This is a genomic window from Phaeobacter sp. PT47_59, from assembly GCF_028890025.1.
Lineage (GTDB): Bacteria > Pseudomonadota > Alphaproteobacteria > Rhodobacterales > Rhodobacteraceae > Phycobacter.
Window position 1 is genome coordinate 14,251 of sequence record NZ_JARCJL010000016.1, and the last position, 26,028, is coordinate 40,278.

The window sequence follows — 26,028 nt, forward strand, 5'->3', positions numbered from 1 at the left end:
ACCACACTATTTTGCACAGCCATCTTTGCAACGACTAACGTCATGGTTGAAGCACTTCCCATGCTTTATGCTTGATTGGGCCGATGGCCACATACATCTGTTCGCACCGTTGCGGGCACACCCCTGCCCCAGTGACCGTAACCGGAACGGCCGAGATGAAGCGTTGCCACGACCATGCGACGGCTGGTCGGGCTGGCTCCGGAGGAGACGGCCGGGCCAGCGGCACGTCGCAGGGAGAGGCGGCGTTTCAGCTCGGGGAGGGCGGCTGCGCGCAGCCGACCGAGTAGGGCGCGGTCCTGGCCAAAGGGCGGGAGGGGCCAATGTTCCCCTTGAATGCTTCAACTTAAGAATCAAAAGTTACTTCAACGGCAGGGCCATTGAGACAGGCGGAACACACTTTGATTGAGCTGAAAATCGAACTGGTTGGCATCAAACCACCCATCTGGCGCCGTATCGTCGTGCCGAATGACATCAGCTTGGACATCCTGCATTCCGTTCTCCAGGGCGCTATGCCTTGGCAAGACTATCATTTGCATGAGTTCGAGATTGGCGAAGACAGGTTCGAGGCCCGCGACGAAAGTGACGACAGCTGGGACCCTACCGATGGGCGGAAGGACGAGAAGAGGTTTACTCTTGGAAAGCTGGTCAAGAAAGGCAGTCAGTTCACATACACTTATGATTTCGGCGATGGCTGGCGGCATCTCGTCACCGTTGAGAAGTTTAGCAAACCAACCGGAAGACCAGATCTGGACTTTCCCGCCTGTGTTGACGGAGAGCGAGCCTGCCCGCCAGAGGACTGTGGAGGACCCTACTCTTACGAAGAGTTTCTCGACGCGCTGACCGACAAACACCACCCGGAACATCGCGATACAAAGCAATGGGCGGGCGCGTTCGAACCGGAAGTGTTCAGCGTGCAGCAAGCCAATGCTGCCGTCGGTGCGATGTTTGTATGGGCAAAAGAACGCCACAATCGAAAGTGAAACCTGACTCTGGTTTGGCGCAGCGGCTTCGACAGGGGCACATAGCTTCGACTGTTCGATCCGAATGGCCGGATGTCTTCTCAGCCCTCCGAGGGCATCCACGCCCTGCTTTGCTGGTGAGCTTCAGAGCTGACAACCACCAGTCTCTTTGAAAATTCCAGAATTTGTCGATCCTTGACGGACTATCTCACAGGTTATCACAGAAACAAGTGGCGGCATCTTTAAAAATACATCATTATGTCGCCCATGAGTGGACAAGAACACGAAAAACTAAAGAGTCTTCTTGAGGCTGTCCCCACGGGGTTCCTCGTGGACTCCGCCTGGCTGGAGCACCACGGGATAGGTCGGCGTTCGTCCTACGGCTATGTGCAACGCGGCTGGCTAGAACGCCTAGGACGCGGAGTGTTCCGCCGTCCCGCACCAAGCAGCGCCACCACGAATACGCTCGACTGGAAGACCAGCCTGCTCTCGCTCCAGCACATCATGCACTACCCTGTCCATATCGGGGGGGCGACGGCATTGGGCCTGCAAGGCTATGCGCACTACCTCTCACTCGGCGACAAGAGCACAGTCTGGCTCTACGGCTCAAAAATCCCCAACTGGCTCGAAAAACTGCCGCTCAACACCGAACTCCGCACACGCAGCGTATCGCTGTTCTCCGATCCAGAGTTGGGTGTCAATGACGCGCGAAATAATCTCAACGAGACAGCATCGTCCCTGCCATGGGACTGGAAACTGGTGATGTCCTCGCCGGAACGCGCCATCCTCGAAGCGCTTGACGAGTTGCCGGATCAGGAGAGCTTTCACAACCTCGACATGGTGTTCGAAAGCCTGACGACGTTGCGCCCAAGAACCCTCTCGGCACTGCTCAGAAGTTGCAAGAAGATCAAGGTCAAACGCCTGTTCTTCGTGTTCGCCGACCGCCACGACCATGCCTGGCGCAAGCGTCTCGATCCGGAAGACTTCGACCTCGGCAGCGGGGATCGCGCATTGGTCAAAGGCGGCAAGATACATCCACGCTACAGGATCATGGTGCCCGAAGAGTTTGTAAGAAAGGAACGTGGTGATGGCGCGTGAAGACTATGCCGCCCAAGTGGCCCTGCTCGTACGGGTACTTCCATATGTGGCGAAGGAGGAGATATTTGCGCTCAAGGGCGGGACGGCCATCAACCTCTTCTATCGCGACCTTCCGCGCCTCTCGGTCGATATCGATCTGACCTATCTGCCTGTCAAGGACCGCGCCGACAGCCTCGTCGAGATCAACGACGCGATGGACCGGATTACCGCCGCCATCGAAGGCGGCATCGCCGGCGCCAAAGCGCAGCGAATTGCCGGCGGTGGCGGCGGCGCCACGCGTGCGCTCGCCCGCCTCGGCACAGCCGAAATCAAAATCGAAACCTCCCCCGTTACCCGGGGCGTCGTGCATGATCCGGAACAACGCGAAGTCTCCGAAGCCGTCGAGGAGGCGTTCGGATATGCGACGATGAACATCGTCTCCTTCGAGGATTTGTTCGGCGGCAAGCTACATGCGGCCCTAGATCGCCAGCACCCGCGAGACCTCTACGACGTTAAACTGCTCTACGAGAACGAAGGGTTTACCGACGAGTTGTTCCGCACGTTTCTGATCTACCTCGCGAGTTCACCACGCCCGCCGCACGAACTGCTGAATCCAAACCTGATCGATCTAGATCAGCCCTACGCGCGGGAATTCGAGGGCATGACGAAGGAAGCAGTCGACCTAACGGAATTGGTCTCAACGCGCGACCGCCTGATCGGTGATATCCAATCCCGCTTGGATGAGGGCGCGAAGAGGTTTCTGAGAACCCTGCATGACGGCGATCCAGACTTCGACGCGATCGACCGCCCTCAAGCGGCCGAGCTTCCAGCGGTCCGATGGAAGCTCATCAACGTGAACAAGCTGAAAGCAGAAAACCCCAAGAAGCATGCCGCCCAAGGGGAAGAGTTGGAGAAGCTCCTCGGCTGAAGATGGACCAGAGATGACTGATTTCGAGAACGACCCCGACTACGAAGAATGCCTTGTGACCTTTTTTGATGTCCTCGGTTTCAGGAACCTCCTGCACACGCGAAGCGGTGCAGAGATCAGGCACTTGCTTTCGATGTTTCGCAGGGTGTCCGAAGGGGATGCCACGCCGCCCACCCGCTCCGACGAGATGCGGATGATCAGCGAAGTCCATGCAGAGATCGTGTCTGACGCGATCGTAAGAACCAGAACCATTGAAACTCAGTACCAGGCTGGCCCTTTGGTCTGGGAACTCATCGATCTGCTGCACATCCAGATCGAATGCGTGGCGAACGGCATAATGGTGCGCGGCGCGATGACCATCGGCCCTATGCATCTCGGCATCGACTTCAGTGGTCCGGTGTTTGGGCCTGCCCTCGTTCAGGCTTATTTCATGGAAGAAGGCGAGGTCATCTTCCCGCGCATTGCGATCCATGAAGATGTCATCGAACGCCACCGACAGGACCAAACGCTTTGGCGGGAAGGACATTCCTATGAGGATGAAGAGCGTCACCTGAACAACCTCCTGCGCCAGGACGAGTCAGGCCTCCACTACATCGACTATCTTCGCGCCAGTCTGAGCGAGCTCGACGGCGAATACGCCGGCTGGATCGAGTTTCTGGGTAGGCACAAAACGTTGGTGGAGAGCGGTCTCGCCGACAGTCCCAACGCGACGGTGCGGCGCAAATACAGCTGGCTCAAGAACTACCACAACGCAGTCATCGACGAGAACATAGCAAACCTGGAACCGGGCGCGATGACCGAGGATGGGGACCCTTGGGAAGCTCTGTTCAGAGGGCTCAGGATCGAAGCCTGAGTTCTCTCAACAAGTCACAACTGAGAGCGTCACGAAATGTCCACGACATGCCTCACCGTTTGGCCAATACGGGGATCGCCAGCCCGCAACCATTCCTATGACCCGCCATCCAGACCTGCGTCCTCCAACTGCTCCCGCTCTGGCAGATCCGCGAGAGTCTCCAGATCAAATGCAACAAGGAACTGCTCGGTCGTCACAAATGTGTATGGCGCACCGCGGCGCGGCGATCGTGGCCCGGTCCCGATCAAGTCGCGCGCATGCAGCCGACCGATCAGGTCGCGGCTGATCTCCTTGCCGAAGATGTCCTTGAGCCCGTCGCGCGTGATCGGCTGGTGATAGGCGATGGCGGCCAAGACCGCGACGTCGAATTCACTCAGGTCGAGTAGCTGATCCTCGACATCCGCGGCGACCCGGATCGCGGGAGCGTAGGCCGCCCGCGTCCGAAACATCCAGCCGCCAGAGACCTGGGCGATCTCGAAGGCCCGCCCTTCCAGATCGGCGACGAGATCCTCGACCAACAGATCCACCGAGACCCCCTGCCCCACGACGCGGGCGAGGTCTTGGCGCGGGACAGGCGAGGCGGAGGCAAACAGCACCGCCTCGATCCGGCGCATCCATTCCCGCCAGCGCAGCTCAGGCGGCAGGTCGGCCAACTCACGGTCCAGGTCCGGCTCTGAACGATCCTTCGCCATCGCTACACCCCGTAGAGCCGAAACGTGTCTCGCCCTGTCAGCTCGCGCACCGCGCCGAGATCGACCAGTCGGTCGCAAAGCCGCCGCGCGGCGCGATCCGACAAGGGCAAGGCCAAAGGTGCCACGGCATCGCGGGTGAGGAACATCTCGACAGCGGCATCCGCTCCCTTGGCGCGAAGCTTTGGCGCAACGGCCTTTAGGTGTGCCGCCCGACGCGCGAGGTCGGCGGAGAGACGCACAGCCTCGACCGCCGATAAGATGAGTGCCCGATGACAGACGAGACGCAAATCGTCGCCCTGCTTGCGCAGGTCGGCACGTTTCAGACCCGCGGCCAACAACGGCACGAGATGATCCCAACCGAATGTTTGGGCGAGAGCCGCATCCGCGAGGACCAGCGAAGCTACGTCAGCGCGTGGCGCCTCCGTCAGCACCGCCTCCAGCACCATCGCGGCCCGAGTCACCGGCGCCCCCTTCCCTGCATTGAGCCACATCGCGATCTTGCCCGACTCGAAGGCCGGCAAGGCTCGATCCAGAGCCTTGGTCGACACCGGCCGCTCCACCGCGCGCCGCCAGGCGAGGCAGGTCTCGCCAGCCGGTCCCGGCAGATCGCCAGAACGCAACAAATGCACCGCGTCGCGCAGATCCCCTGCTCTCTCCAGGCGCCCCGAAAACGCGACACAGGCCTCCGCTGCGCGCAGCGCGAGCCGATCCCGCAACAAGGCTTGGGGCACCTCCTCGCGCTCCAGCACAACATGCAGGTGGCTCAGCGCTGCGCCCGACAAAAACGCAACATCTTCAAGGCTTTCAGCCCGCGCTGAGGTGACCCAGGCGGGCATCCGGGGTAATGTGTCGAGGTCGCTGGTGTGATCGAGCCGAGCATATGTCATGCTTGGAGCCTACGTCATCGCGGCGCTTTTCACCAGAAAATAGCGTTAGAACCGCCGCAGCCTGCAAGATCGCGCTATGTCCAATAAGTTTGCATTATCGGACATGAAAAGATATGCTGGGAAACAGTTCAATTTCACCGCCGGATTCACAGGAAAGATGCCCTCAGAGACCGAGAAATCGACGTCAGCGCCCTCTGATGAGCTTGATGATGCTCGCGCGGGCGAGAGAGATCAAGAGGAAAGCGATGGCATCGCCCTGCCCTCCCATGTCGCCGGGTCCGGAACGCTCGATCGACTGGTGGACACGGCCAGAGACTATGCCCGCGCCGCCGCCTCGGACAACACGCTGAAGGCGTATGCAAAGGATTGGGCGCACTTCGCACGCTGGTGCCGGATGAAGGGCGCGGAAGCGCTGCCCCCGTCGCCGGAGATGATCGGCCTATACCTCGCGGATCTAGCGTCCGGTTCTGGGCCCTCCCCTCCCCTTTCGGTCAGCACCATAGACCGCCGCCTGTCGGGTCTCGCCTGGAACTACGCGCAGCGGGGATTCACCCTCGATCGCAAGAACCGGCACATCGCCACGGTGCTGGCGGGGATCAAGCGAAAACACGCGCGACCACCCGTTCAGAAGGAAGCGATCCTGGCCGAGGAAATCGTCGCGATGGTCGCCACCCTTCCTTTCGACCTGCGCGGATTGCGGGATCGGGCAATCCTGCTGCTGGGCTACGCTGGAGGTCTCCGCCGCTCGGAAATCGTCAGCGTCGACGTGCACAAAGACGATACGCCGGACTCCGGCGGATGGATCGAGATCATGGAGAAAGGTGCCCTCCTGACCCTCAACGCCAAGACCGGTTGGCGTGAAGTCGAGATCGGCCGCGGCTCGAAGGATCAGACCTGCCCCGTGCACTCGCTCCAGCAATGGCTGCACTTTGCCAAGATCGATTTCGGTCCGGTCTTCGTTGGCACCTCGCGCGACGGCAAAAGAGCATCCGAAACCAGACTGAACGACAAGCATGTCGCACGCCTGATCAAGCGCACCGTCCTGAACGCCGGCATCCGATCCGAGCTGACCGAAAAAGAGCGCCTGGCGCTGTTCTCAGGTCACTCACTGCGCGCCGGTCTCGCCAGTTCAGCGGAAGTCGACGAACGCTACGTGCAGAAGCAGCTCGGGCACGCCTCGGCCGAGATGACCCGCCGCTACCAGCGCCGGCGCGACCGGTTCCGCGTGAACCTGACCAAGGCCGCCGGACTCTGACCCCCTGCCCCATCATGCCGCCTGTCCACTGAGCCTGCCATAGAAGCTGCGCTCGAGATGCAGCTCCCCTGCCCCGGCCTTCTCGACCATGCCGCGCAGATATCCGCCCGGCGAGGAAACTTCGCCCGCGCAATGCTTCTCGAAGACAAGCGCCAACGCCGCTGTCGCCACCTGTTTGCCCAGCCGGTCTTGCGCCACGTTCCACGCATGCTCGGACACCCCGATCATCGGCCTGAGTTGCCCGGCAACCCGGTGCAGATCGCCCCAATCCTTCAGGAACCCGCCCATATTTCGCGCCCAGGACGCGAATTCGGGACAAGCCTGCATCACAGTGGGCAGATCCAGCGCCGCGCGCTTCTTGCGCACCTCTGCCACCCACTCTTCCAGCTCCCTATCAACCTGATCTTCGGGCTGAGCATTGGGCACCACGGCCGCGACTTCCTCATTTTCTGAGGAATTACGAGTTACAGGATCAAGTTGGTTTGTAATTAGTATATGAGGTTCAGAAATGACCTCCCTGGGGTTCATTTTTTGAGTCTTCTCGGGAACTTGTGCCTTGGTTTCCGGCGTGTTTTCAACAGGTTGGGCGACCTCGGTTGCGTTGAGGTAGGCCGCCTCGACGCGCTCCTGTAGCTCCTTGAACCAGCCCAGCAGCCGTGCAAGCTGCTCAGACGCTTCATGGCGACGCGGAAGCCGGTCCAGAAGCTCCTCGAAGAGACCTGTGAACTGCGTCCAGGGCCCGCGCAGCGCGCTGCTGATGGCGGCCTCAATCCTCGCACGGATCATTCGGCGTGCCACCGTGATCTGGCGCTTCAGGCGCTGGCAGAGCTCGCGTTCGGCCTGCAAATCGGCATGGAGCTCCTCGAACTCCTCGACGCGCGCCGACAGAGGCGACAGATCGAAGCCATAGGCCTCTACGATGCGCCCCTCGGCGTCCCTGCGGCCCCAACGCTTACCGTTCGGGCTGTCTTGGAAAGAGATCACGCCGATCTCGGCCAGTCGCCGCGCATGGCGCTTGAGCGCAGAAAGCGAGAAGCCCGTCTGTTCAATCAGATAGGCGTTCGACGCCCAGACGATCGGGCGCTGCCCCTCCTCCCAGTCCTGGGCCTGGGTGAAGGCCCCGAGCGTGTCGAGGAGCATCATGTCTCCGGCCTTGAGGCCAATATATGCACCGACCCGCTTCACGGCGACGAACACCCGCGTTTTGGGTACAGCTACTCGTTCACCGGCTTGGGCAAGCTGCTCTGCAATGCCAAGACCCGGTGTCGGCTTGCGCCAACCTGTATGTTTCATGCCTGTTTCTCACCTCCAGTTATGTGGAGGCAAAAGAAAGCCGTTCGCCAAAGTGGCGTTCTTGTTGACAGTGATTCGCGGGAGAGATATCTTCTAAGCGACCAAACTTTTCAGATTAGCTCTCAGGCCACGCTGCTTGGGGGCTTTTCTTTTGCCTAGATCATTGTTCTGACTGCTCCTCTTTCGTCGCGAGGAATTCGCTGTACAGCTGATCAAGCCGACCCGAGAGAAAGTCCCCGAACTCGGTTGAATCTTGTGCCGTAAGCGAAATGCTGAATGCCTTTCCGGAACGACCGATGACTCCCTTGATGCGGCCTTTGCCGGCAGTCCAGGTTCGTTTCTTGGGCATGGCACGCGTTTTTCGGCGCTTCGGCGCCCTGCCCGCTTCTGCCAGCTTGCTGTGCAGGAACTCAAAGCGAGCATCACTGTCGAGGTTCTGAAACCCGTCGAACTCCAAAGCTTCCTTGAGGATCTTGTCATTCGATGGTTCCGAAGCCAACTTCTTGAAGTCTTCCCAGCGATCACGCCCAATCTGCTTGGCCGGCCCGATCTGTTCGATGACGTGCCGAGGGACGTTCTGCGCCACTGACAGCATCCGTGAAAGCAACGTCCCATCGATGGTAAGGGCGGACTGGATCACGTCCTTTGCTTGCCCCATATCCAAGAGGCTCTTCGCAAATAGGGCCTTCTCAATAAAAGAGAGATCTGCGCGCGCAGTGTTTTCCTGCCCTTGAGCAAGAATGTGAGCCACATCGTCCATTGGTTTTACAACTGCGCGAACCTTACGGCCGAGCGCCGAAGCAACTCGCACACGTCGATGCCCGAAGACGATCATATAGCGGCCACCCGCTTCCGGATGCGGTCTAAGCAATACCGGCGTGTCCTGGCGACCTGCTGCGATCGATGCTTTCAGTTCGTCGAAAGCAACATCGTCATCACTAAGCCGATCCGAAACGAATGACACATCGATCAATTGCGGATCGATCTCGACAATGGTTTCGCCTTCAAGGAGACGCTTCGAGTTCTCCGCAAGGCTATCAATCGAAACCTTCATCGATTTCGAAGCACCGCGCATTGCGTATCCAGAGCGACCGGAATCCTTGGGCTGCTCCGGCGAGCCGGCCATAACGCTCTTTAGGAGGTCTTTGCGAGCCATCAAGCCATCTCCCTTTCGCCCGAATCCAACCGACGCGCAGCGCGCATTTCGACAGTTGCACGGCTGTCAAAACTGGCTCTCTGCACGGCTGTCAAAACCTTAGTCATTCACGCCCCCAAGCCTTGTGGATCAGTTCGGCGATTTCGTCGTTCACGTCATTCAAAGATGTCACTGCGCGGTCGTAAGTAGTCCGCACGAACTGAGACCGTTCAACTTCGTAAAGCGTCTGCTTGGTAATCCCGGCGTCGGAGATCGCCGTAGACTTCAGCACAGGAGCCGACAGCATCTGATTTGGGAACATCGCCTGGAGGAACCCAACCATCTGCTTTTGGGGACCGTCCGTTGGTTCAAATCGCGTTACGAGGTATCGGAACCACTTCAGGCGCATGTTCGCTCCAGCGTCACGGATCGTCTTCATGATCCCGCCCAGCATCAGGAGAAACTGGCTCATCGACATGACGTCCAGCATCTGAGGATGGACCGTCACAATGACTGAGGAAGAAGCCGTGAGAGCAGTGAGCGTGAGGTAGCCCAGCTGAGGAGGGCAATCGATCACAACCACGTCATAGCGGTCATCAACCTCGCTAAGCGCCTTTGAGATACGAGTGAAGAAGGTGCGGCCCTCATGGGGATCGCTGCTCGTCAAAGCAACCGGGGTATCGTATTCGTATTCTTGAAGCTCGAGACTTGCCGGAACGATATCTAGGTTGGGAAAGTTTGTTGGCCGGATCACCTCTGAGATCGGCTTGCGCTCGTCATCATACCGAAGTGTTTCGTAGAGCGAAGGCACGTCGTCGAGCTCAGGCTGAATGCCATGCAAAGCTGTGAGCGAGGCTTGAGGGTCCAAGTCGATCGCAAGAACTCGATGCCCCTTCAACGCCAAGTGCTGCGCGAGGTGAGCGGCGGTAGTGGTCTTTCCGGAACCCCCTTTGAAGTTCACGACAGACACGACGTGCAGTTCTTCGCCAGGCTGCCGATAGGGGACATAACGGCGTTTACCGGGGCGGCCATGCTTGTCGAGATAAGCTCTCAGTTCCAGCATTTGCTCGGCCGAGTAGCTGCGCCTCCCGGACGACGACGTTTCAGGTTCAGGACCTTTGCCTTCGAGATGAAGCTTCTTAATGGTCGACTGCGTCACGCCAAGATAGTAGGCAACCTCGGCCAATGAAAACTGACGTAGACCTTTTTGGGCGTCCGGAGGATACTGTTCCTGCCGCAACATATTGAGGCGGTCGGAAATCAACTCTCCTTGCTGTAGGATGATCTCGTCGAAGGGTTGATCATTCGTATCAGCCGCAAAAGACCGTTCTCGCATCCGCCTGCCCTCTAAATATCGCTTTTTCAGCGATTTCGCTCATTAAAGTGTCATCTACACGGAAAAACGAGTCTTAACAACGATTTTCGCCCGGCGGTTAGATCTTACCCAATCCACCAGAGTGCCTAGATGTCTCGACAAAGTGTAGCGATCGAGGAATGTAGCTACCCAATATCTAGGGGGAACTGTCACTAGCTCGGATGTGCAGTCAACTTTAACTTCGCGCCCGTTACACCTCAACTATCTGTTATTATTTTATTTTTCCGCACTGCACGGCTGTCAAAATGCAAAGCGCTCGAAGCCTCAGAACGCTAGGGGGACCACGAATCCGTCTCCTCCAAAACGGATTGCGTCATCATCATCTTGCGCCAATGCAGTGATCAGTTGCTTCCACCAAGCGCACCAACCACTGGCTGCAAAATGCGGGGAATGCGTGTCAGCGCGAAGGGAAACAGAAGAAATCGGCCGGGTTGCCCCAGCCGATTCTTTACGTCACGCGGCGTCTTTGGGACCCCAGGGGATCACGGCCTGCAGGGACAGATCGTCCTGGTTCGCGGCCTTGCCGAGATTGGCGTTGAAGCCGTGGTCGCGGATGGTCAGCGTGTAGTAGTCGGCGCCGGTCTCCTTGTTCTGCTTCTTCCAGATGCCGCCGCACTCGACCAGCTTGCCGCGCGGGGAGCGGCCGAGGACGCGGTGCGTGGGGGCCATCGGGTTCGTGCTCGCGACGGGTTCGACCGTGATGTCGAGGTCGAAAGTCAGGGTCGAGATGGAGCCGACGCCCTTGGCGGTTTCGATTTCGGCGCTGGTGAATTTGATGCAGTTCGTGGTCATTGCTCTTCTCCTTGTTTGCGTTGCAATGATGGTCACCTTGCAGATGGCCAAGGCACGGACACACCGAAGGCGAAGCGCAGCGGAGAGGGGCAGGCGCCGGTCTTTTTGATCCGCGAGGAATGACCCGCAGGGTCAGGGGAAAAAGATCGGCGACAACCTTTGTGGACGGGACGACAGCTGCGACCAGCATGTCATGCAACTCAGACAAAGGGAGAAGGGCGGGGGCCGCGAAGGAACCAGGGTGAACAGACGATGGAGATGCCGCGAGGGCCCTGGCTCCCTTCGAACTCACCGGAGGTAAGACACAGTGCAGATGTCATAACCGCATCCCCTAGGATCACTACCGCGCCGATTGTCTTTGCTGAAGCGCCCACGATGCGGAGGAGTGCTCCAGGCGAACAGAGCGTGGAACGAAAGGCCGGGTCGCCACGAGACACCGCAACCATCCAATAGCCCTAAATGACAGCCCGGCTGGTTGGTTCGGTCAGAAAATGCGACAAGATATTTCGTCAAGGACCGCCGCTACCAACGGACAGAGCATACTGCTGCCTTGCTCTAGCATCAGTTGCCAACTTGCCCTTCCAGTGCGCATACTATACGTCATTGACACATACGCCGCGAAAACCTATATGGAACTGACGATGACGCGATTGCAGACAGTGGTCGAACTGCCCGAATTCCAGAGGCGCGCCAAGGCAATCATGTCGGACCAGGAGCGAGAGGCCGCGATCGACTTCATCGCCGCCAATCCGGAAGCTGGCGTCTCTCTTGGCGGCGGACTTCGGAAGGTCCGCATCCCGAGAGAGGGAGGCGGAAAGAGCGGCGGCTTCAGGACGGTGTATGTCTTTGGCGGGACCCATATGCCGATTTTCCTGATCACGGTCTTCGCCAAGAATGAGAAAGCCAACCTGTCAAAGACCGAACAGGCCGCGGCAGTAGAGATGAGCAAGGCGCTTGTCGCGAAATATGGAGACGCAACATGAGTGCATTCGAATCCGTATCCAAGGGTTTGAAAGAGGCGCTGGCCTTCGCAGAAGGCGACTTGACAGGCGCGAAGGTACATGAAGTGTCCGTCGCTGAGGTCGACGTCGCCGAAGTCCGGCAACGGACTGGTCTGTCCCAGGCGGAATTCGCCAAAAGCATTGGCGTCGCAAAAGGTACGCTTCTGAACTGGGAACATGGGCGCCGGCACCCGACAGGCCCGGCTCAGGTTCTGCTGGCATTGATCGCAAAGAAGCCTTCTGTCGTGCAGGACCTCTTGCGCGGGGCGTGAACCGGGGCCTCAGGCCCCGATCCTCTTGATGCGAATCCCGAGCTTGCGGGCCTTGTCTACGATGTTCTCGGTGATGCCCGACCCGGGGGTGGCGATCAGACCCTGGGGCATGGTCTCGAGCATCTTGTCGTTGCGCTTGAAAGGGGCGGCCTTGCCGTGGCTCTTCCAGTCGGGCTTGAAGACCACTTGGGTGACACCACGGGTATCTGCCCAACGGGCCGCAATCATTTCTGCACCTTTGGGCGTGCCACCATGCAGGAGCACCATGTCGGGGTATTTGGCGTGCGTGGCGTCGAGGACGGACCAGATCAGATCGTAGGCCTGATAGTCCCCGCCCGAGAAGGCGATCCGCGTGCCTTCGGGGCAGTGCACCTCGGTCTCCTTGCGCCGCTTGGCCGAGAGATAGGCCCGACTGTCCACCACGGCGGAGGTCAAGCCACGATGGGAGACCTTGGATCCGGTGCGGGGCAGCCAGGGCGAGCCGGTGGCGGCCGAGAAGTGGTCCACGGCCAGATCGCGCATCTGCTCGAAGGCGTCGCGATGATCCCAGAGCTTGAGCCCGATCATCTGGAGGCGCTCGAGTTCGACCGAGGCGACCTCGGAGCCGTCCTGGATGGCCAGACTTTCCCGGACCTCGAATTCGTTGTCATCGAGAAGCTTCTGGATATGGGTGAGCCGGCGATGGAAGATCGAGGTGACGGACCAGAGCATCTCTTCGAGATTGTCTTCCAACTGGCTGCCGGTGAGGAGGCCGATGGTGGTGTCAAAGAGCGTCGCCATGGCGAGCTCGACCTCGTCAGGCTGGGGCAGGGGGCGATGATCGGTCTCCCCGGGACCCGGTGTCGCGCCGTGAAGTGCGAGGTGGTCGAGGATGGCGGAGGTCACGCTGGTCTCCTCGGGGATGTCTGTCTGATGGGGCATTGTCTGGTTCCTCTGTTTGATCTGATCCGATTTGGATGGGGCGATAACAGGACTGGCGGCGACCGGGCCGCATCCGTCAGGATCGGAGCGTGAGCGGAGAATGCGCCGCGGGCCGGAAAATTGGTCCCGCGAGGAATGAGCCGAAGGCTCAGGGGAATTTTCTGGTGCGGGGGGCATTGCTGCCCGGGCGAGGGGCCCCTCTTTCAGCTTTCTTGGGCCCCGACCCGCTGGTCCATCGCTCCCCTTTTCCAAACGGGATCAGATCGAACCCGCGGAACCTTGGCCCAGTCAGGCATCTTCGAGAAGGTTAGCGGTCACCCGCCCTCGATCGCCAGACCTTGCTTCTTCATGGCCTTGAGCAGGGACTGGCGCAGCGCATCTCTGCCAAATACCCGCAGATCGTCGTTGAAATCCCCCATGGTTGGCACGAGTTCACCACAGGCAATTCCAAGCGATTCCAGTTGGTTACGCAATCTCATTGATGCGTTCCGTCCAGCGTCGTCATTGTCCCGCGCGATCCAGATGCGCTCGATCCCCGGCGGCGGGATGAAGAGCCCGAGATGGGTGGCGGTGAGACAGGAGGCGAGATCGAACTCCGGGAGAGCGGTGCCAACCGAGAGGGTGTTCTCGAGCCCTTCGCCGACGATGAGATCAGTGCGCCCGGTGCCGTACCAAAAGCGAATGGCATGACCGTGCAGCTGCCCGAGGATCCGTTTCGGGCTCTCGATTTCGGCCAAACCGCCGGTGGATGGGTCAAGATAGAAGCGTGCGCAGCCGGTGATCTGCCCGCGATTGTCGGTGATCTTTGCGAGCAGGGCAGGGGCCCTTTGCGGCGGATCGGCGTCGTCCGTGCCGTGCCGCAGGAAGACCCGTGGGTGATAGCGCAGGGCCGGACCCAGCCGTGTGATGCCACGCCCCTGCAGATAGGTGGCGGCCAGGGTGCCCAGGACCGGCTTGCCAGCGGCAAAGAGTTTGCGCGTCCGCGCGATGTGTTTGCTCGAGGTGGCATCTGGTTGCTCACGGGTTTGGGTGTCTCGCGGCACGGCAGGGCAGGGGGCCTCGCCGAGAAAGGACCGGGCCTCCCTCAGCGTTTCCTTGAGCGTGACCGACCCAAGCCGTTCCTGCAGCAGATCGATCAGATCGCCAAATTCACCCGTCGCATAGTCGGTCCAGGACCCGGCTTTACGCCCACCTTGAGCTTGCAGGCGGATGGCGAGACTCTGGCCCTTGGCCCCCGAGGTATCGCCAACCTGCCAATAATTTCCCTGCCTGCGCCCCTCGGGGAAATACTGGCGGCAGAAACTCTCGGCACGATCTGCCAGATCGGCCGAGAGGTCTGCGATGCTGCGCCGCGCGCTCATGCGGCGGCATCCGCGGCGCTGGCGCCAACGGGATGCTCGGCGAGCACACGCGCCAGAACCTCGGTACCGTCCACCGGGATAAACACACGCGTCTTCCACTGGATCACCTCGGTGAAACAACCCATGGCCTTCAATCCGGGCAAGGCCGCGCTCGACGCGCCGATCAGCTCGAGCCGCGGCTGTCCCATGACCAACGACCGGCGCAGCTGGTAGCCGCCGAGCAGGCTGATGGTCGTTCGCGCCTCCATCACCGCAGCAAAGACCTCCTGCGGCGTCATCTCGATCTGACAATCGAGGCCGAGCCGCGCGTAAACGTTCAGAAGCTGCTCCTGGCTGACCAAGCGACCGATGGCGCGTTCCCCATCCTTGGTCTGCAGGCGATAGATGCGCATGTTATCGGCGGGCAGCCGGTCCCAGATCGGCAAGAGGAGGCCGCAGATCAGCGTGATCTTCGAGGTGGTGAACTCCGGCACAGCCTCAACCTCGGCCTGCCAGAGCTGCTCGAACATTGCATCATCGATCTCTTCCCAGTGCGAATTCGAGAACTCGGAAAGCGCAAGGATTTCGGTCGCCATGGGCCGCAGAAGTTTCACCCGAAGGATCGGCACACCGTCCTCGTCCATGAAGGCGGGTGCCTTCACCATCAGCGCCGCGCGTTTGGAGGAGGTGTTCCAGCACAGTGTCGCGCCTTTTGTATCGGCGCAGATGGCTTTGACCCGGGGCAGAGTGAGCGGATCGTTGCGATCGGTACGCTCGACGGTGAGCGCGGTCGCCGTCGCCCCCGTGGCCTCATGCTCGAAGATGACTTTCCGGTCCACGATTTCGAATTTCTCGGCGCGCAGGGTTTCGAGGCCGACATCGAGCGTGCCTGCCTGGCGCGCGTCCTCGATGATGGCCGAAAGAAAACCTCCGAAGGCCTCGAAGATCGAGTCCTGCATGTCGATCCGGAGCGCAAGGCAGCGGTTCAGGAACTGCTGGATCGGCGGCAGGTTTTCTTTCATCGTGCCATCCGCCTCATCGAGCGTCAGCCCGGTCATCTCCTGGAATTTGGCGTAAGAGCAGGCCTCGATCTTGCCCGCGCGCAGCTTGTAGAAGAACTGCCGCAGCGCCGCGCGTGCGTAGGGGCTCTCGAGGTTGTCCTCGGCGCGGAACATGTTCTGACCACCGGTCTCGCGTTGCCCCTTGGTGATAGCACCAAGCGTGTCGAGGCGGCGCGCGATGGTGGAGAGAAACCGCTTCTCGCCTTTCACGTCTGTCGCGACAGGGCGGAAGAGCGGCGGCTGCGCCTGATTGGTGCGGTTGGTGCGCCCGAGCCCCTGGATCGCATTGTCGGCCTTCCAGCCGGGCTCAAGCAGGTAATGCACCCGCAGGCGCTGGTTCTTTGCCCCGAGATCGGCGTGGTAGCTGCGCCCGGTGCCCCCGGCATCAGAGAAGATCAAGATCCGCTTGGCATCATTCATGAAGGCCTGGGTTTCTCCAAGGTTGGAGGAGGCGGGGCGGTTCTCGACCTTTAGCCGCCCCTCGCGCGTTTTCACGATGCGCCGCTTGCGCCCCGTGACCTCGGCGACCGCCTCCCCGCCGAAATGCCAAAGGATCTGGTCGAGCGCACCCTGCACCGGGGCCAGCGCACCCAGATGTTCGATAAGAATATCCCGCCGCCGTTCCGCGTCACGGCAGATAATCGGATTGCCGCCGCCATCGAGGGCGGGACGGGAGCGCAGATCGCCATTCTCGTCCGTATAGGGCTCAAAGAGCTGCGTCGGGAAGCTGTGCATCAAATACTCCATGACGGCCTCCCTTGGCGTAAAATCGACCTGCAGATCATCCCAGTCCGAAGGCGGGATGTCTTCGAGCCGGCGTTCCATCACCGCTTCGCTGGTCGAGACCACCTGGATCACCGCGGAATGCCCCGCCGCCAGGTCCGCCTCGATCGAGCGGATCAGCGAAGGGCATTTCATGGCAGTGATGAGATGGTTGAAGAAGCGCTGCTTGTTGCTCTCAAATGCCGAACGCGCGGCAGACTTCGCCTGGGGGTTCAGCGTGCCGGTCTCGGAGGTGACACCCGAAGCCTGCAGCGCTGCCTCGAGATGGGTGTGAATGACCTGGTAGGCATCGGCAAAACTGTCATAGATCGCGACTTGGGCAGGTGTCAGCTCATGCACCAGCATCTCGTATTCGACCCCGGCATAGGAGAGCGACCGCGCCAGATAGAGCCCGAGCGCCTTCAGGTCGCGCGAGATCATCTCCATGGCGGCAATGCCCCCGGCCTCCATCGCGGCAACGAACTCAGCCCGTGTCACGAAGGGAAAATCGCCGGTGCCCCAGAGACCGAGTCGGGAGGCATAGGCGAGATTGCCGACGACCGTCGCGCCGGTGGCCGATACGTAAAGGACGCGCGCATCGGGGACAGCGTTTTGCAGCGCGAGGCCCGCAAGACCCTGTTGGGACGCCTTCTTGTCGCCGCGGTCCGACTTTTCGCCTGCGGCATTGGCCATGGCGTGGCTTTCGTCGAAGGCGATGACCCCGTCGAACCCCTCGCCGAGCCAGGATGTCACCTGATCGAGGCGAGAGGCCTTGCCCTCGCGTTCGGCAGAGCGCAGCGTGGCATAGGTGACGAAAAGTATGCCTTCGGGCAGGCGGATGTCGCTCCCTTGGCGGAATTTCGAGAGGGGTACGATATCGCTTTCGCGCCCGCCGAGCGCCATCCAGTCGCGCCGCGCATCCTCGATAAGCTTGTCGCTCTTTGAAACCCAGACCGCACGGCGGCGCCCCTGCAGCCAATTGTCGAGGATGATGCCCGCGACCTGCCGCCCCTTGCCACAGCCCGTGCCATCGCCGAGGAACCAACCCTTGCGTAGGCGGAAGGCAACCTCGTCACCCTGGGCCGCTGCCATCAGCTGGCCTTCGATCTCACCGCGCTTGAACCAGCCTTTGAGGTGCGTCCCGTGCGCATTGCCCGCGTAGATGACGCTTTCGAGCTGGGGCGCGGAGAGAAGGCCGTCCGCGACGAGGCTCTTCGGCAGAACGGGACGGTAGGTCGGCACGGGCGGCGGGACCGAGGCCATGGCCGCGGATTGGACAAGCGCAGTCGGATGTTCCGCCGCGCCGTCGATCATGATCGATTGCAGGTCATAGGCCTCGTAGACCGTGTCCTGCAAAGCGCCCTCGGGTTCGCTCCAGGCTTTCGGAAGGAAGTCGAGCGGTGCCGTCGCGATATCGTCGAAGGGATGTTTGGCGCGTTCCTCGGCGAGCGCACGGGTTGCCTTGCGTGCTGCGTTGCGCAGGGCATGCAGGTTGGTGCGCGTCAGACGGGACGGAATCGACAATGTCGACGGGGTGGGACAGGGCGGAGGGCTGCGGCGCTTCGTGCAGTGGGTCAGAACTGCGGAAAGAAGATCACCCGTGGTCGCGCAGATCGGATGATAGGCGGCCTCGATGTCGCACGGCGCGGTCTCTTCAGCACCAGCCGCGCACTTGTCGATCACCGTGAGCCGCGTGTCGATCGTGGTGCCGTGTCGTGCGAAGACCTTGCCGTCGATCGCGGCGGAAAACACCACATCGGCGCTCGCGGCGATCCGCTGAAACGTCGGTTGGAAGGATTTTGTGGAGGGGCGGAAGCTCTCGCCTGTGATGACGACAAGACGTCCACCTGGCGCGAGGCGCGCCAAGGCGGACAGGACATGCTGGCTGGTGGCCTGCCGGAACCGGCACTCGACATGGTTCGCTGCGGAGAAGGGCGGGTTCATTACGATGACCGAAGGCGTGATCGACCGATCCAGCCGATCGTCGATAGACGCGGCATCGCAGTCTGACACGGCGGCATCGGGGAACAGCTGTCCCAATACGGCGCGGCGGGTCTCTGCGAGTTCATTCAGCGCCAGGCGAGTGCCAGCAATTCGAGCGAAGATGGCCAGCATGCCGGTGCCGGCAGAGGGCTCGAGCACCAGATCTTCGGCGTGGAACCCCGCCGCCTGCGCGACAATGGCTGCAAGGGGCAAAGGGGTTGAGAATTGTTGCAAGCGCACGCTGTCTTCGGAACGCCGTGTGTGCGACGGGGCCAGACCGGCGAGACGCTCTATCATGGAGAGGAAGGCCTGCGGCGAGCGTGCCTGGCGCTGCATCAGCGCTCCGTAGCGCGAGAGCATCAGGATCTGAGCCACCTCGGCAGCCTCATAGGCGTCTTTCCACACCCAGGCACCGCTGGCGTCGCTGGCGCCGAAGGCATCTTCCATTGCGGTGCGGAGAACGGCGGCATCGATGGGGCGGCCCGCCTCGAACAAAGGGACAAGGGAAGTTGCAGCCTGCATCAGGTGTTGGGCGAAGCCCGAGGCCTCGCGCAGGGCAGGGGCTTCGGGCTCGGCGGCAAGCTGGACGGAATGGGGGTGAGCGTTCATCGGCAATCTCCGGGGTTGAGGGTTGGCCCCGAGCCCCGCGCGCACTCTCTCACCCGGGAGGGGTCACCCCTCCCGCCCTGCCTCTCGCTCTTTCCGGCAAAGCCCCGGTGCGTATTTGTCCGGTGTCAGAACGATCGCAGATGCCGCGGCACGTCCATGGATTGATGCAAGACCCGGATCACGAATATCCTGTCCGGGAGCACTTCGTAGAACACGAGGTGCCGACCCGTGATCAGTTTGCGCGCACCCTGCAGGAGATCGGAACAGTCAGACCCCATTTGAGGATTTGCGGTGAGCCCCTGCAAGGCACGCTCGATGTCGTCGAGATAGCGGTCCGCTTGCGCCGCGCCCCACTGTCGGTATGTCTCGACCCAGATGTCGACGAGGTCGGATTTTGCCGCCTGGGAGTGATGAATGTCACGCATCAGAAGCGCCGGAGCGGCTTCTCGCCTCGCGCTTGATCTCATCCATGTCAAGCGGTCCGGCGTCACCGGATTGCTTGCCCTCCATCAACGCAACGCGAAGCCGCGCCCGCTGACCTTCCTGCTCCTCCATCAGGCGCAAAGAGGCGCGGATCAACTCGCTAGTCGACCCGTAGCGGCCCTCCTTCAGCATCAGGGCGATGAATTCGTCCCAATGGGGGCCAAGTGTGACGCTTGTGCTTGCCATGCTCACCTCCGGAATACGCATGAATAAGATATATGAGTATTGCGAGCGTTTCAACTCGAGGGTGGGCTTGCACCCTGAGCGGCGGCGGCGGGTCGGTGTGCATCTCGCAAAGTCAGATGATCTACAAATGCCCGTTCCTCGGACAAGCAGTCCAACCCATAATGCCCAAAGAACCCCCAGCAGGCATCAACCTCCTCACCGTCCCGCTCGATGACATAGCCATAGACCCGTCCGCCGAGATAAGCGTCGTAGCTGACGATTTCTGCGCGCAGGATGTCTTCAGCCTTTTCACGCAGCGCTTTGGTCACGCGCTGTACGCCGAACTCCGCCCGGACCGCCTCGAGCGTCACATAGACATAACCAACCTGGCCGGAATCCCACGGGCAGTGGAACCCGATGGTGTTCATCGCGAGACCGGAATGGTCGTAGAGAAACACGGGCAGCAGGATCACCTTTCGCTCGGCTCGGTCGAGCAGCGTGTCCATCGAAAGGTCGCTCCGCTCCGAAACACCGGCGAGATTGCGCAAGAACGCCTCGGGTCTGTCGAAGGGATGGCTGTCGCCCAGCCGATAGCGCCGATGCCAACAGATCAGCGTACCGAGGTTGGACCACTCCCTTGGGTTCTCAGAATCGGGGTCGTGATAGATCTTGATGACGTGGCCTTGGTAGGCCTCCTCGTAGACAGGGTCTTGCATGTCGATATCCTTTCTTGAAACGCAATCGACCCGCCAAGCCGGTTGTGGCGCAGGCGGGTCGAAGTGGATGGGATCCGGTGGTTGGTGAGTTTTCTGGCCGGCGGATCAGGCGGCGGCGCGGTTTTGGCGATGCTGGATGTGCTCGACAGAGACCTTCAGCAGCCAGTCCTCAAAACCGAGAATGGTCTGGTGATTGGAGACCGCCTCGATCCAGACCGCACGCGGATCGCCAACAATCTGCGTAGGATCGTTGTCGATCCGGCCATTGGCCATCCACGGTTCCGGCTGAATGCGGACAAGCCAGTCCGCCAGCGACGGGATCCGTCCCTGGCAGTCCTCGCGCACATGCTGCTCACCGATCCAGCGGATCGGGACGACCCGGCCCGCGCTGTTGGTCAGGCTGCGGCCGAAGTGACGTTCGGCATCATAGATCCCGACTGTATGATGTTTTTGGGCTCTGTGAACAAAGAGACCTAGGTGCTCTTTGGATGAGTCAAACCAGTCATGCACGAACTGATAGTCATCTGGAACACCGCCGAATTTTCGGGCGGAGCTTTCGGCGTGGTGGAGGGGATGTGCCATGTCAGAGCCCCTCGTGTTCGGTGGTGTTGGTTTCGATATAGCGGTTCGAGTGGCTAACATCGATCTTGTCCGTCTCGAGCGCCCAGGTCAGCTCGCCATAACCGCCCTCGTTGTTCTCGAATCCGGGGCTCAGCGCATAGGCGAAATCCCAACCAAAATCTTCAACCCGGCGTCGCAACTCTTCTGTCAGCGTGATCGTGTCGGGTGTCACGACGACATCCTCGACATTGCCGGAATCGCCGTAGCCTTCATATTGCACCTCGATGCTGGTCACGCCGAAGGCACGCAGCTCGGAGAGAAGGGCAGCGCGAGTCTCGCCCCGCTCTTCGGATGCGCGTCTCTGGGATTCGAGCATCTGTGCGTAGAAATCAGTCGCTTGTGTCATGTCTTTTTGTCCTTTGGAATTGGGAGAGGGGAGGGCGACCGTTACGCGAGGCCGCCCCGGAGTTTCCTTTGGGGGGCTTCAGGCCGCAGCGTCGCCGCGGTTTTCAGCCGTCCGGTCAACCAGGTTGAAATACAGATTCTCGGTCGCGCGCTTGAACCCCGGCGGTTTGCGCGGGGCGAGGCAACGCACCGAAGCACTGCAACTCTCACCATGCTCCATTGCGAACTGCGTCACCTTGTCGATCAAATCGTCCATGCCCGCGGCCTGGACGCGCTTTTCGGGGTAGGTCGCCATCATATGGAACTGGGTAACAACGAAGGCGCCGTCACGATGCGCGGGATAGAGGGTGATCTGGTAATCGAGTGTCTTGGCCATCTCTGGTCTCCTGCGGCGGGCGGGACGCAACCATCGCGACCCTAAAAACCCGCCAGCGCGAAAGGACCGCCCTTTGTGCAAGGGCGATCCGGGGCGGTGAGCAGGGATTGGAGGCGTCAGTATTCTGACGGGAGAAGGAGGGTCAGAACGCGACGCGTCTGTTCGGGATCGGAAGGCTCAGGCGAGCCGTACTGATAATCGACGTCGTACAAGTCGATCTTGAACCAAACCTTCGTGCCATTGAATTCGATGACCCCCATTTCGTGCCATCCCTGCGGGTCACTGTGGGCATTGAATCCGTCGAAGGCGGCAACACGGCGGGTCAGTTCCAGTTGGGCGTCGGGTCCAAGTGCCGCGACGCCGCGCGTCATCACGAACTGGCCCTGCGGGGCATCAGCGACCGAGGTAGTGCCGAGGATGGAGCGGCGAAAGGTGTCATTCTGGCCGGCGATCAGTGCGGCTTCCCGAACGGGATCAAGATCGAGTGTGGTGGTCATGGGATGTCTCCGGGACTGGCCAGCCGATCCGATATCGGCTGTAGGCAACCCGTCAGCCGGAAAGGGCCGCCCTCGATGTGAGGACGGCCCAAAGCTCAGGTCAGGTTCAGGTCGGTGCTCGGCTCATCAGGCCGCATCCCCGCTGAGGAAGGCGGGCAGGGACGATGGTTCATCGCTCTCTCCCTCGGCCAGAGCGTCTGTGGCGGGCGCGCCGCCTTCCTCGGCCTCGGGCGCATCGCTACCCAAGTCGGCATCAGCCCCCGTCGCACCGGCAAACACCATCCCCTCGGGCAGCCAGCGCGTTGTCTTTGCAGCCGTCGCGGCGTTGAACCCTTCCGTCTCGCTGGCTGTTTCCGCAAATGCCCGTTCCATCGCGGCCGCGATATCGCCCTTGCGCTCGCGATTGCGATCTTCGGCGTAGTCATCGCCGATGAGCTTGCGCGCCGTGGCCACCGCATGCCCCTTGTTGACGCGACCCCAGTAGTTCTGGGCACTCGGGCGCCAGCAGGCCGCCACATCGACGTCGAGCCGCGCACCAATCTCCTCAATGATGTGGGAGGGGCGATTGTCAGAGGAGAGCTGCGGCTTGACCGCGAGACCCGTCGCCCAGGCGAAAAGCGCCTGCTTGTCCGCAATGGGCAGGGCCGACATCGCCCGGAAGTCATCGGGTTTCTCCAGCTTCATCCAGTCGGTGGCGAGGTCCTGCTCCAACGCCTCAAGCATCTTCTGAGCGACGGTGTCCGCATGCAGCACCTCGCGGTTTTGCGCCTGGAAGGGCCGGATGGAGATATCGAGCGCCTCGTTGTTGTAGGACCGCCCCAAAGCCTGCTCGCAGAGCGCGTAGAGCATCGCATCGAAAGCCACCTCGAAATCCGCCGCCAGATGCGCCCGCAGGATGTGCTGACGCGTGGCGCGCAGATCGTCGGCCAGGCTCGCCGAAATCCCGTCCGCCTTGCGCAACGTCGCGGCCGGGTCGGAGCTCGGCACCGGCGTGGAGGAGGTCGGCGGCGTCACCTGTGGGCGGGCAGGGGAGGGAGCGCCATCCGGATCTGCGGTGGTATCGTCCGGTTCGGGCGCAACAGGAATGTCCTCGGGCCGCACCAGGCCTTTCTCGACGCGCAACACCCCGTCATGGCCGATGGTCAGGACTACACCGGCGATAGCGCGATCTGCCTCGGCATAGGGTTGCCGTTCGCGCTGCATGGCTTCAATTTCGCGCAAACGCGGCTCGATGGCGTAGTATTCTTCGGTCTCCGCGTCGGTCCAGTCCTCCCCGTCGTTCTGCGCCGCCAATTCTTCCTCACGCGCGATGAGACGTTCCTCCTCGGCCAGCATGTCCGCATCCGGTTCGATGTCCTGCGGATAGACCCGCCCGAAACTGCGAAACGCGCCATAATCCACCGAAAGATGCACTTCGACCCATTTCCATATCCCTTCGAAGGGTTTGGCCGCAGCCTGCAGTTTCTCAATGGCGAGACGCTCCAAGAGGTCGGGGTTTTCCATATGAGCGGTTGCCCGGTCGTCGAAGAGATCCCGCAGCAGAACCCCGCCCGCCGCCTCATACGCCTCGATGCCGACAAATCGACCAATTGCCGAGTTCGCCGAATGTGCGGCCCCGGTCAGCTGACGTTTGATGCTCTGCGGATGGATGTGATAGCCGCCCTTCACGGCGTTCCAGACCGCGAGCTGGCGGTCATGGTCGTCGGTCAGCGTGAAAGCCATCACGCATTCGAGGGTCAGATCACCGGCACGAAACTGCTCGATGATTTCGGGTGCGACACGGGCGAGTTTGAGGCGACGGCGCACCAGGTCGACGGAGACGCCGAATTTGAGCGCAATCTCGTCTTCGCTGCGACCCTCGCCGATCATCTTGTCGAAGGCCTCGAACTGGTCTGCCGGATGCATCGCCGCGCGCTGGAGGTTTTCTGTGGCCGAGGTAAGGATGGCGTTGCGCTCGTCCTCGACAAGGCAGGGCACTGGATGATCAGCGGGGATCACACCGTCCTCGGCGAGTTGTTTCAGCGCCTTGAGGCGACGACCGCCTGCGTCGACGGCAAAACGTGTCTCGGAAAGTGCGTGAACCACCAGGTTCTGCTTGATTCCCGTCTCGCGGATGCTCGCAAGAATCTCGGCATCGTCGCTGGCGCTTGCGGCCACCTTGCGGACGTTGAGTGGGCTCGGCTCCAGCTTGTCGAGCGGGATCATCCGGATGTCGGCACCGCCGTCAGGCGCGGCCGATCCAACGGCTTCGGTCTTTTTTGAGGTGGTGGGATTCGGGCGGGTCGTGGTCTTGGCCATGGTCAGGGTCCTTGTCTCGCCGGACCCGGATGAGCCTCTCTCTATCCTTTCAAGCCCGGCACCCGGGCTTCCCTTTCTCTGGCTTTCACTGTGCGTTGACGTGTGAAGTGGTCCCATCTTTTCGGACAGGTTTGCAGCGTTTCTAAGGTGTATCGGGTTTAGGTTTCATGCTGCGTGTCGCTCTTCCAAGCCTGCCCAATATGCGTCGTCCGGCGTCTGCCGATCAAGCGCGGAATGGGGTCGGCTGGTGTTATAGAATGCCATCCAGCCCTTGATGACACGACGGGCCCGGAAGCCTTCATTGATTTCTTCGAGATAGATGGCCTCCTGCTTCAGGGATCGCCAGAGGCGTTCGATGAAGATGTTGTCGAGGTAACGCCCGCGCCCGTCCATCGAGATGCGCACGCCCGCCTCGGTCAGCGTCGTGATCCAGGCCGATCCGGTGAACTGCGATCCCTGATCTGTGTTCATGATCTCAGGCGGGCCGTACCTGGCGATGGCCTCGCTCAGTGCTTCGACGCAGAAGTCGGCGTGCATCGTGTTCGACAACCGCCAGCTCAGCACCTTGCGCGTCGCCCAGTCCATGATTGCCACCAGATAGAGGAAGCCATTTCTGACTGGCACAAAGGTGATATCGGCGCACCAGACCTGGTTCGGTCGGTCAATCACCATCTTCCTCAGCAGATACGGGAAGACCGGGTGCTGAGGATGCGGCTGGCTGGTTCGTGGGCGCTTGTAGACCGCTTCAAGACCCATCTTCGCCATCAATCGCCTGACGCGATGGCGGCCAACAACAATGCCTTCCCGGCGCAGATAGGCCGCGATCTGGCGCGACCCGAAGAATGGGTATTTGGTGAACACCCGGTCGATCTCTTTCATCATCGACAGCGTGTCGGCGTCGATCCCGGCGGGCGTGTAGTAGAACGCCGACCGGCTCAGGCTCACCAGCTTGCACTGCTGGCTGATGCTCAGCTTGGGGTGATCCCGGTTGATCATCGCGCGTTTCTTTCCAGGGCTCATCGCTTCAGCCCTTCCGACAAAAAATCGTTCTCGACCGCCAGCCTCCCGATCTTGGCGTGAAGTTCCTTTACTTCCGCCTCGGTCGGGCCGCTCTGCTTGCCACCCGAGAACACATCGGCCATGCCCTCGATGGCCTGCCGCTTCCATGTGCTGACCTGATTTGGGTGCAACTGATGCTTCGCCGCGATCTCCTGCACGGTCTTGTCGCCACGCAGCGCTTCCAACGCCACCTTGGCCTTAAACTGATCTGTAAAGTTCCGGCGCTTTGCCATGTTCGTATCCCTTCAAAGGTTCGGGAAACACCTTAGCTGA

Annotated in this window: 25 protein-coding genes; 7 read left to right on the top strand and 18 right to left on the bottom strand. The window is 60.9% G+C overall.

Going from position 1 to position 26,028, the window contains the following annotated elements; translation table 11 throughout:
- Positions 1-398: 398 nt before the first annotated feature.
- The 4 genes from PXK01_RS14550 (at position 399) to PXK01_RS14565 (ending at position 3,817) form a co-directional block, all read left to right on the top strand.
- Positions 399-980, top strand: coding sequence for a plasmid pRiA4b ORF-3 family protein (locus tag PXK01_RS14550; RefSeq protein ID WP_235866649.1), 582 nt, complete (start codon positions 399-401; stop codon positions 978-980).
- A 246-nt stretch (positions 981-1,226) separates the two neighbouring features.
- On the top strand, positions 1,227-2,057 hold the full coding sequence (locus PXK01_RS14555; protein ID WP_084353844.1) for a type IV toxin-antitoxin system AbiEi family antitoxin domain-containing protein: 831 nt from the start codon (positions 1,227-1,229) through the stop codon (positions 2,055-2,057).
- Positions 2,047-2,964: a nucleotidyl transferase AbiEii/AbiGii toxin family protein gene (locus PXK01_RS14560; protein ID WP_084353836.1), complete on the top strand. Its 918-nt coding sequence runs from the start codon at positions 2,047-2,049 to the stop codon at positions 2,962-2,964. The genes PXK01_RS14555 and PXK01_RS14560 overlap by 11 nt, the downstream gene beginning before the upstream one ends.
- A 13-nt stretch (positions 2,965-2,977) precedes the next feature.
- On the top strand, positions 2,978-3,817 hold the full coding sequence (locus tag PXK01_RS14565; RefSeq protein WP_084353837.1) for a hypothetical protein: 840 nt from the start codon (positions 2,978-2,980) through the stop codon (positions 3,815-3,817).
- A gap of 95 nt (positions 3,818-3,912) precedes the next feature.
- Here the strand turns inward: PXK01_RS14565 and scpB are convergent, their stop codons facing one another.
- Together scpB and PXK01_RS14575 are read right to left on the bottom strand one after the other, a co-directional pair.
- A complete protein-coding gene (gene scpB, locus PXK01_RS14570; RefSeq protein ID WP_084353838.1) occupies positions 3,913-4,509 on the bottom strand; it encodes an SMC-Scp complex subunit ScpB in 597 nt (198 codons plus the stop codon).
- A gap of 2 nt (positions 4,510-4,511) precedes the next feature.
- Positions 4,512-5,396 carry a DUF1403 family protein gene (locus tag PXK01_RS14575; protein ID WP_084353839.1) on the bottom strand — a complete coding sequence of 295 codons (885 nt, stop codon included), beginning with the start codon at positions 5,394-5,396 and terminating at the stop codon, positions 4,512-4,514.
- 157 nt (positions 5,397-5,553) lie between these two features.
- Here PXK01_RS14575 and PXK01_RS14580 point away from each other — a divergent pair, with 157 nt between their 5' ends.
- Positions 5,554-6,651 carry a tyrosine-type recombinase/integrase gene (locus PXK01_RS14580; protein ID WP_274860688.1) on the top strand — a complete coding sequence of 366 codons (1,098 nt, stop codon included), beginning with the start codon at positions 5,554-5,556 and terminating at the stop codon, positions 6,649-6,651.
- Positions 6,652-6,663: 12 nt separating this feature from the next.
- Here the strand turns inward: PXK01_RS14580 and repC are convergent, their stop codons facing one another.
- The 4 genes from repC to PXK01_RS14600 form a co-directional block, all read right to left on the bottom strand.
- Positions 6,664-7,944: a plasmid replication protein RepC gene (gene repC / locus PXK01_RS14585; RefSeq protein ID WP_274860645.1), complete on the bottom strand. Its 1,281-nt coding sequence runs from the start codon at positions 7,942-7,944 to the stop codon at positions 6,664-6,666.
- Positions 7,945-8,104: 160 nt separating this feature from the next.
- A complete protein-coding gene (repB, locus tag PXK01_RS14590) occupies positions 8,105-9,100 on the bottom strand; it encodes a plasmid partitioning protein RepB (RefSeq protein ID WP_274860647.1) in 996 nt (331 codons plus the stop codon).
- Positions 9,101-9,203: 103 nt separating this feature from the next.
- Positions 9,204-10,415 (bottom strand): plasmid partitioning protein RepA, encoded by a 1,212-nt coding sequence (gene repA / locus PXK01_RS14595; RefSeq protein WP_274860649.1) that lies wholly within the window; start codon positions 10,413-10,415, stop codon positions 9,204-9,206.
- A 492-nt stretch (positions 10,416-10,907) separates the two neighbouring features.
- Positions 10,908-11,246, bottom strand: coding sequence for a DUF736 domain-containing protein (locus PXK01_RS14600; protein WP_274860651.1), 339 nt, complete (start codon positions 11,244-11,246; stop codon positions 10,908-10,910).
- A 629-nt stretch (positions 11,247-11,875) separates the two neighbouring features.
- Here PXK01_RS14600 and PXK01_RS14605 point away from each other — a divergent pair.
- Entirely contained in the window at positions 11,876-12,229 is a 354-nt protein-coding gene (locus PXK01_RS14605; RefSeq protein WP_274860652.1) for a type II toxin-antitoxin system RelE/ParE family toxin, read from the top strand.
- Positions 12,226-12,519 (top strand): helix-turn-helix domain-containing protein, encoded by a 294-nt coding sequence (locus tag PXK01_RS14610; protein WP_274860653.1) that lies wholly within the window; start codon positions 12,226-12,228, stop codon positions 12,517-12,519. The genes PXK01_RS14605 and PXK01_RS14610 overlap by 4 nt, the downstream gene beginning before the upstream one ends.
- 9 nt (positions 12,520-12,528) lie before the next feature.
- Here PXK01_RS14610 and PXK01_RS14615 read toward each other — a convergent pair whose 3' ends face one another.
- From PXK01_RS14615 to PXK01_RS14670, 12 genes are all read right to left on the bottom strand, one after another.
- Positions 12,529-13,440 carry a DUF2493 domain-containing protein gene (locus PXK01_RS14615; RefSeq protein ID WP_274860654.1) on the bottom strand — a complete coding sequence of 304 codons (912 nt, stop codon included), beginning with the start codon at positions 13,438-13,440 and terminating at the stop codon, positions 12,529-12,531.
- A gap of 314 nt (positions 13,441-13,754) precedes the next feature.
- Complete coding sequence (locus tag PXK01_RS14620; RefSeq protein WP_274860657.1) at positions 13,755-14,801, bottom strand: DUF7146 domain-containing protein; 1,047 nt, start codon at positions 14,799-14,801, stop codon at positions 13,755-13,757.
- On the bottom strand, positions 14,798-19,195 hold the full coding sequence (locus PXK01_RS14625) for a strawberry notch-like NTP hydrolase domain-containing protein (protein WP_274860658.1): 4,398 nt from the start codon (positions 19,193-19,195) through the stop codon (positions 14,798-14,800). Before PXK01_RS14625 ends, PXK01_RS14620 begins: the two co-directional genes overlap by 4 nt.
- 125 nt (positions 19,196-19,320) lie before the next feature.
- The gene (locus PXK01_RS14630) at positions 19,321-19,620 is read right to left on the bottom strand and encodes a type II toxin-antitoxin system RelE/ParE family toxin (protein WP_274860660.1); all 300 of its coding nucleotides are present in this window, start codon (positions 19,618-19,620) and stop codon (positions 19,321-19,323) included.
- Positions 19,613-19,864 (bottom strand): type II toxin-antitoxin system ParD family antitoxin, encoded by a 252-nt coding sequence (locus tag PXK01_RS14635; protein ID WP_037207773.1) that lies wholly within the window; start codon positions 19,862-19,864, stop codon positions 19,613-19,615. Before PXK01_RS14635 ends, PXK01_RS14630 begins: the two co-directional genes overlap by 8 nt.
- 50 nt (positions 19,865-19,914) lie before the next feature.
- On the bottom strand, positions 19,915-20,559 hold the full coding sequence (locus PXK01_RS14640) for a hypothetical protein (protein ID WP_274860661.1): 645 nt from the start codon (positions 20,557-20,559) through the stop codon (positions 19,915-19,917).
- Positions 20,560-20,664: 105 nt separating this feature from the next.
- The gene (locus PXK01_RS14645; RefSeq protein WP_009827035.1) at positions 20,665-21,141 is read right to left on the bottom strand and encodes a DUF6915 family protein; all 477 of its coding nucleotides are present in this window, start codon (positions 21,139-21,141) and stop codon (positions 20,665-20,667) included.
- 1 nt (position 21,142) lies between these two features.
- Positions 21,143-21,526 (bottom strand): DUF6878 family protein, encoded by a 384-nt coding sequence (locus tag PXK01_RS14650; protein ID WP_009827034.1) that lies wholly within the window; start codon positions 21,524-21,526, stop codon positions 21,143-21,145.
- 78 nt (positions 21,527-21,604) lie between these two features.
- Positions 21,605-21,901: a hypothetical protein gene (locus PXK01_RS14655; protein WP_009827033.1), complete on the bottom strand. Its 297-nt coding sequence runs from the start codon at positions 21,899-21,901 to the stop codon at positions 21,605-21,607.
- Between the two features lie 116 nt (positions 21,902-22,017).
- The gene (locus tag PXK01_RS14660) at positions 22,018-22,398 is read right to left on the bottom strand and encodes a DUF3768 domain-containing protein (protein ID WP_274860662.1); all 381 of its coding nucleotides are present in this window, start codon (positions 22,396-22,398) and stop codon (positions 22,018-22,020) included.
- Positions 22,399-22,524: 126 nt separating this feature from the next.
- On the bottom strand, positions 22,525-24,696 hold the full coding sequence (locus tag PXK01_RS14665; RefSeq protein WP_274860663.1) for a ParB/RepB/Spo0J family partition protein: 2,172 nt from the start codon (positions 24,694-24,696) through the stop codon (positions 22,525-22,527).
- A gap of 165 nt (positions 24,697-24,861) precedes the next feature.
- Positions 24,862-25,988 (bottom strand): IS3 family transposase gene (locus tag PXK01_RS14670; protein WP_197918801.1). Its coding sequence is split into 2 segments (ribosomal slippage): positions 24,862-25,718 and positions 25,718-25,988, totalling 1,128 coding nucleotides; the frame shifts between segments, so codons are not numbered across the junction.
- Positions 25,989-26,028 lie beyond the last annotated feature (40 nt).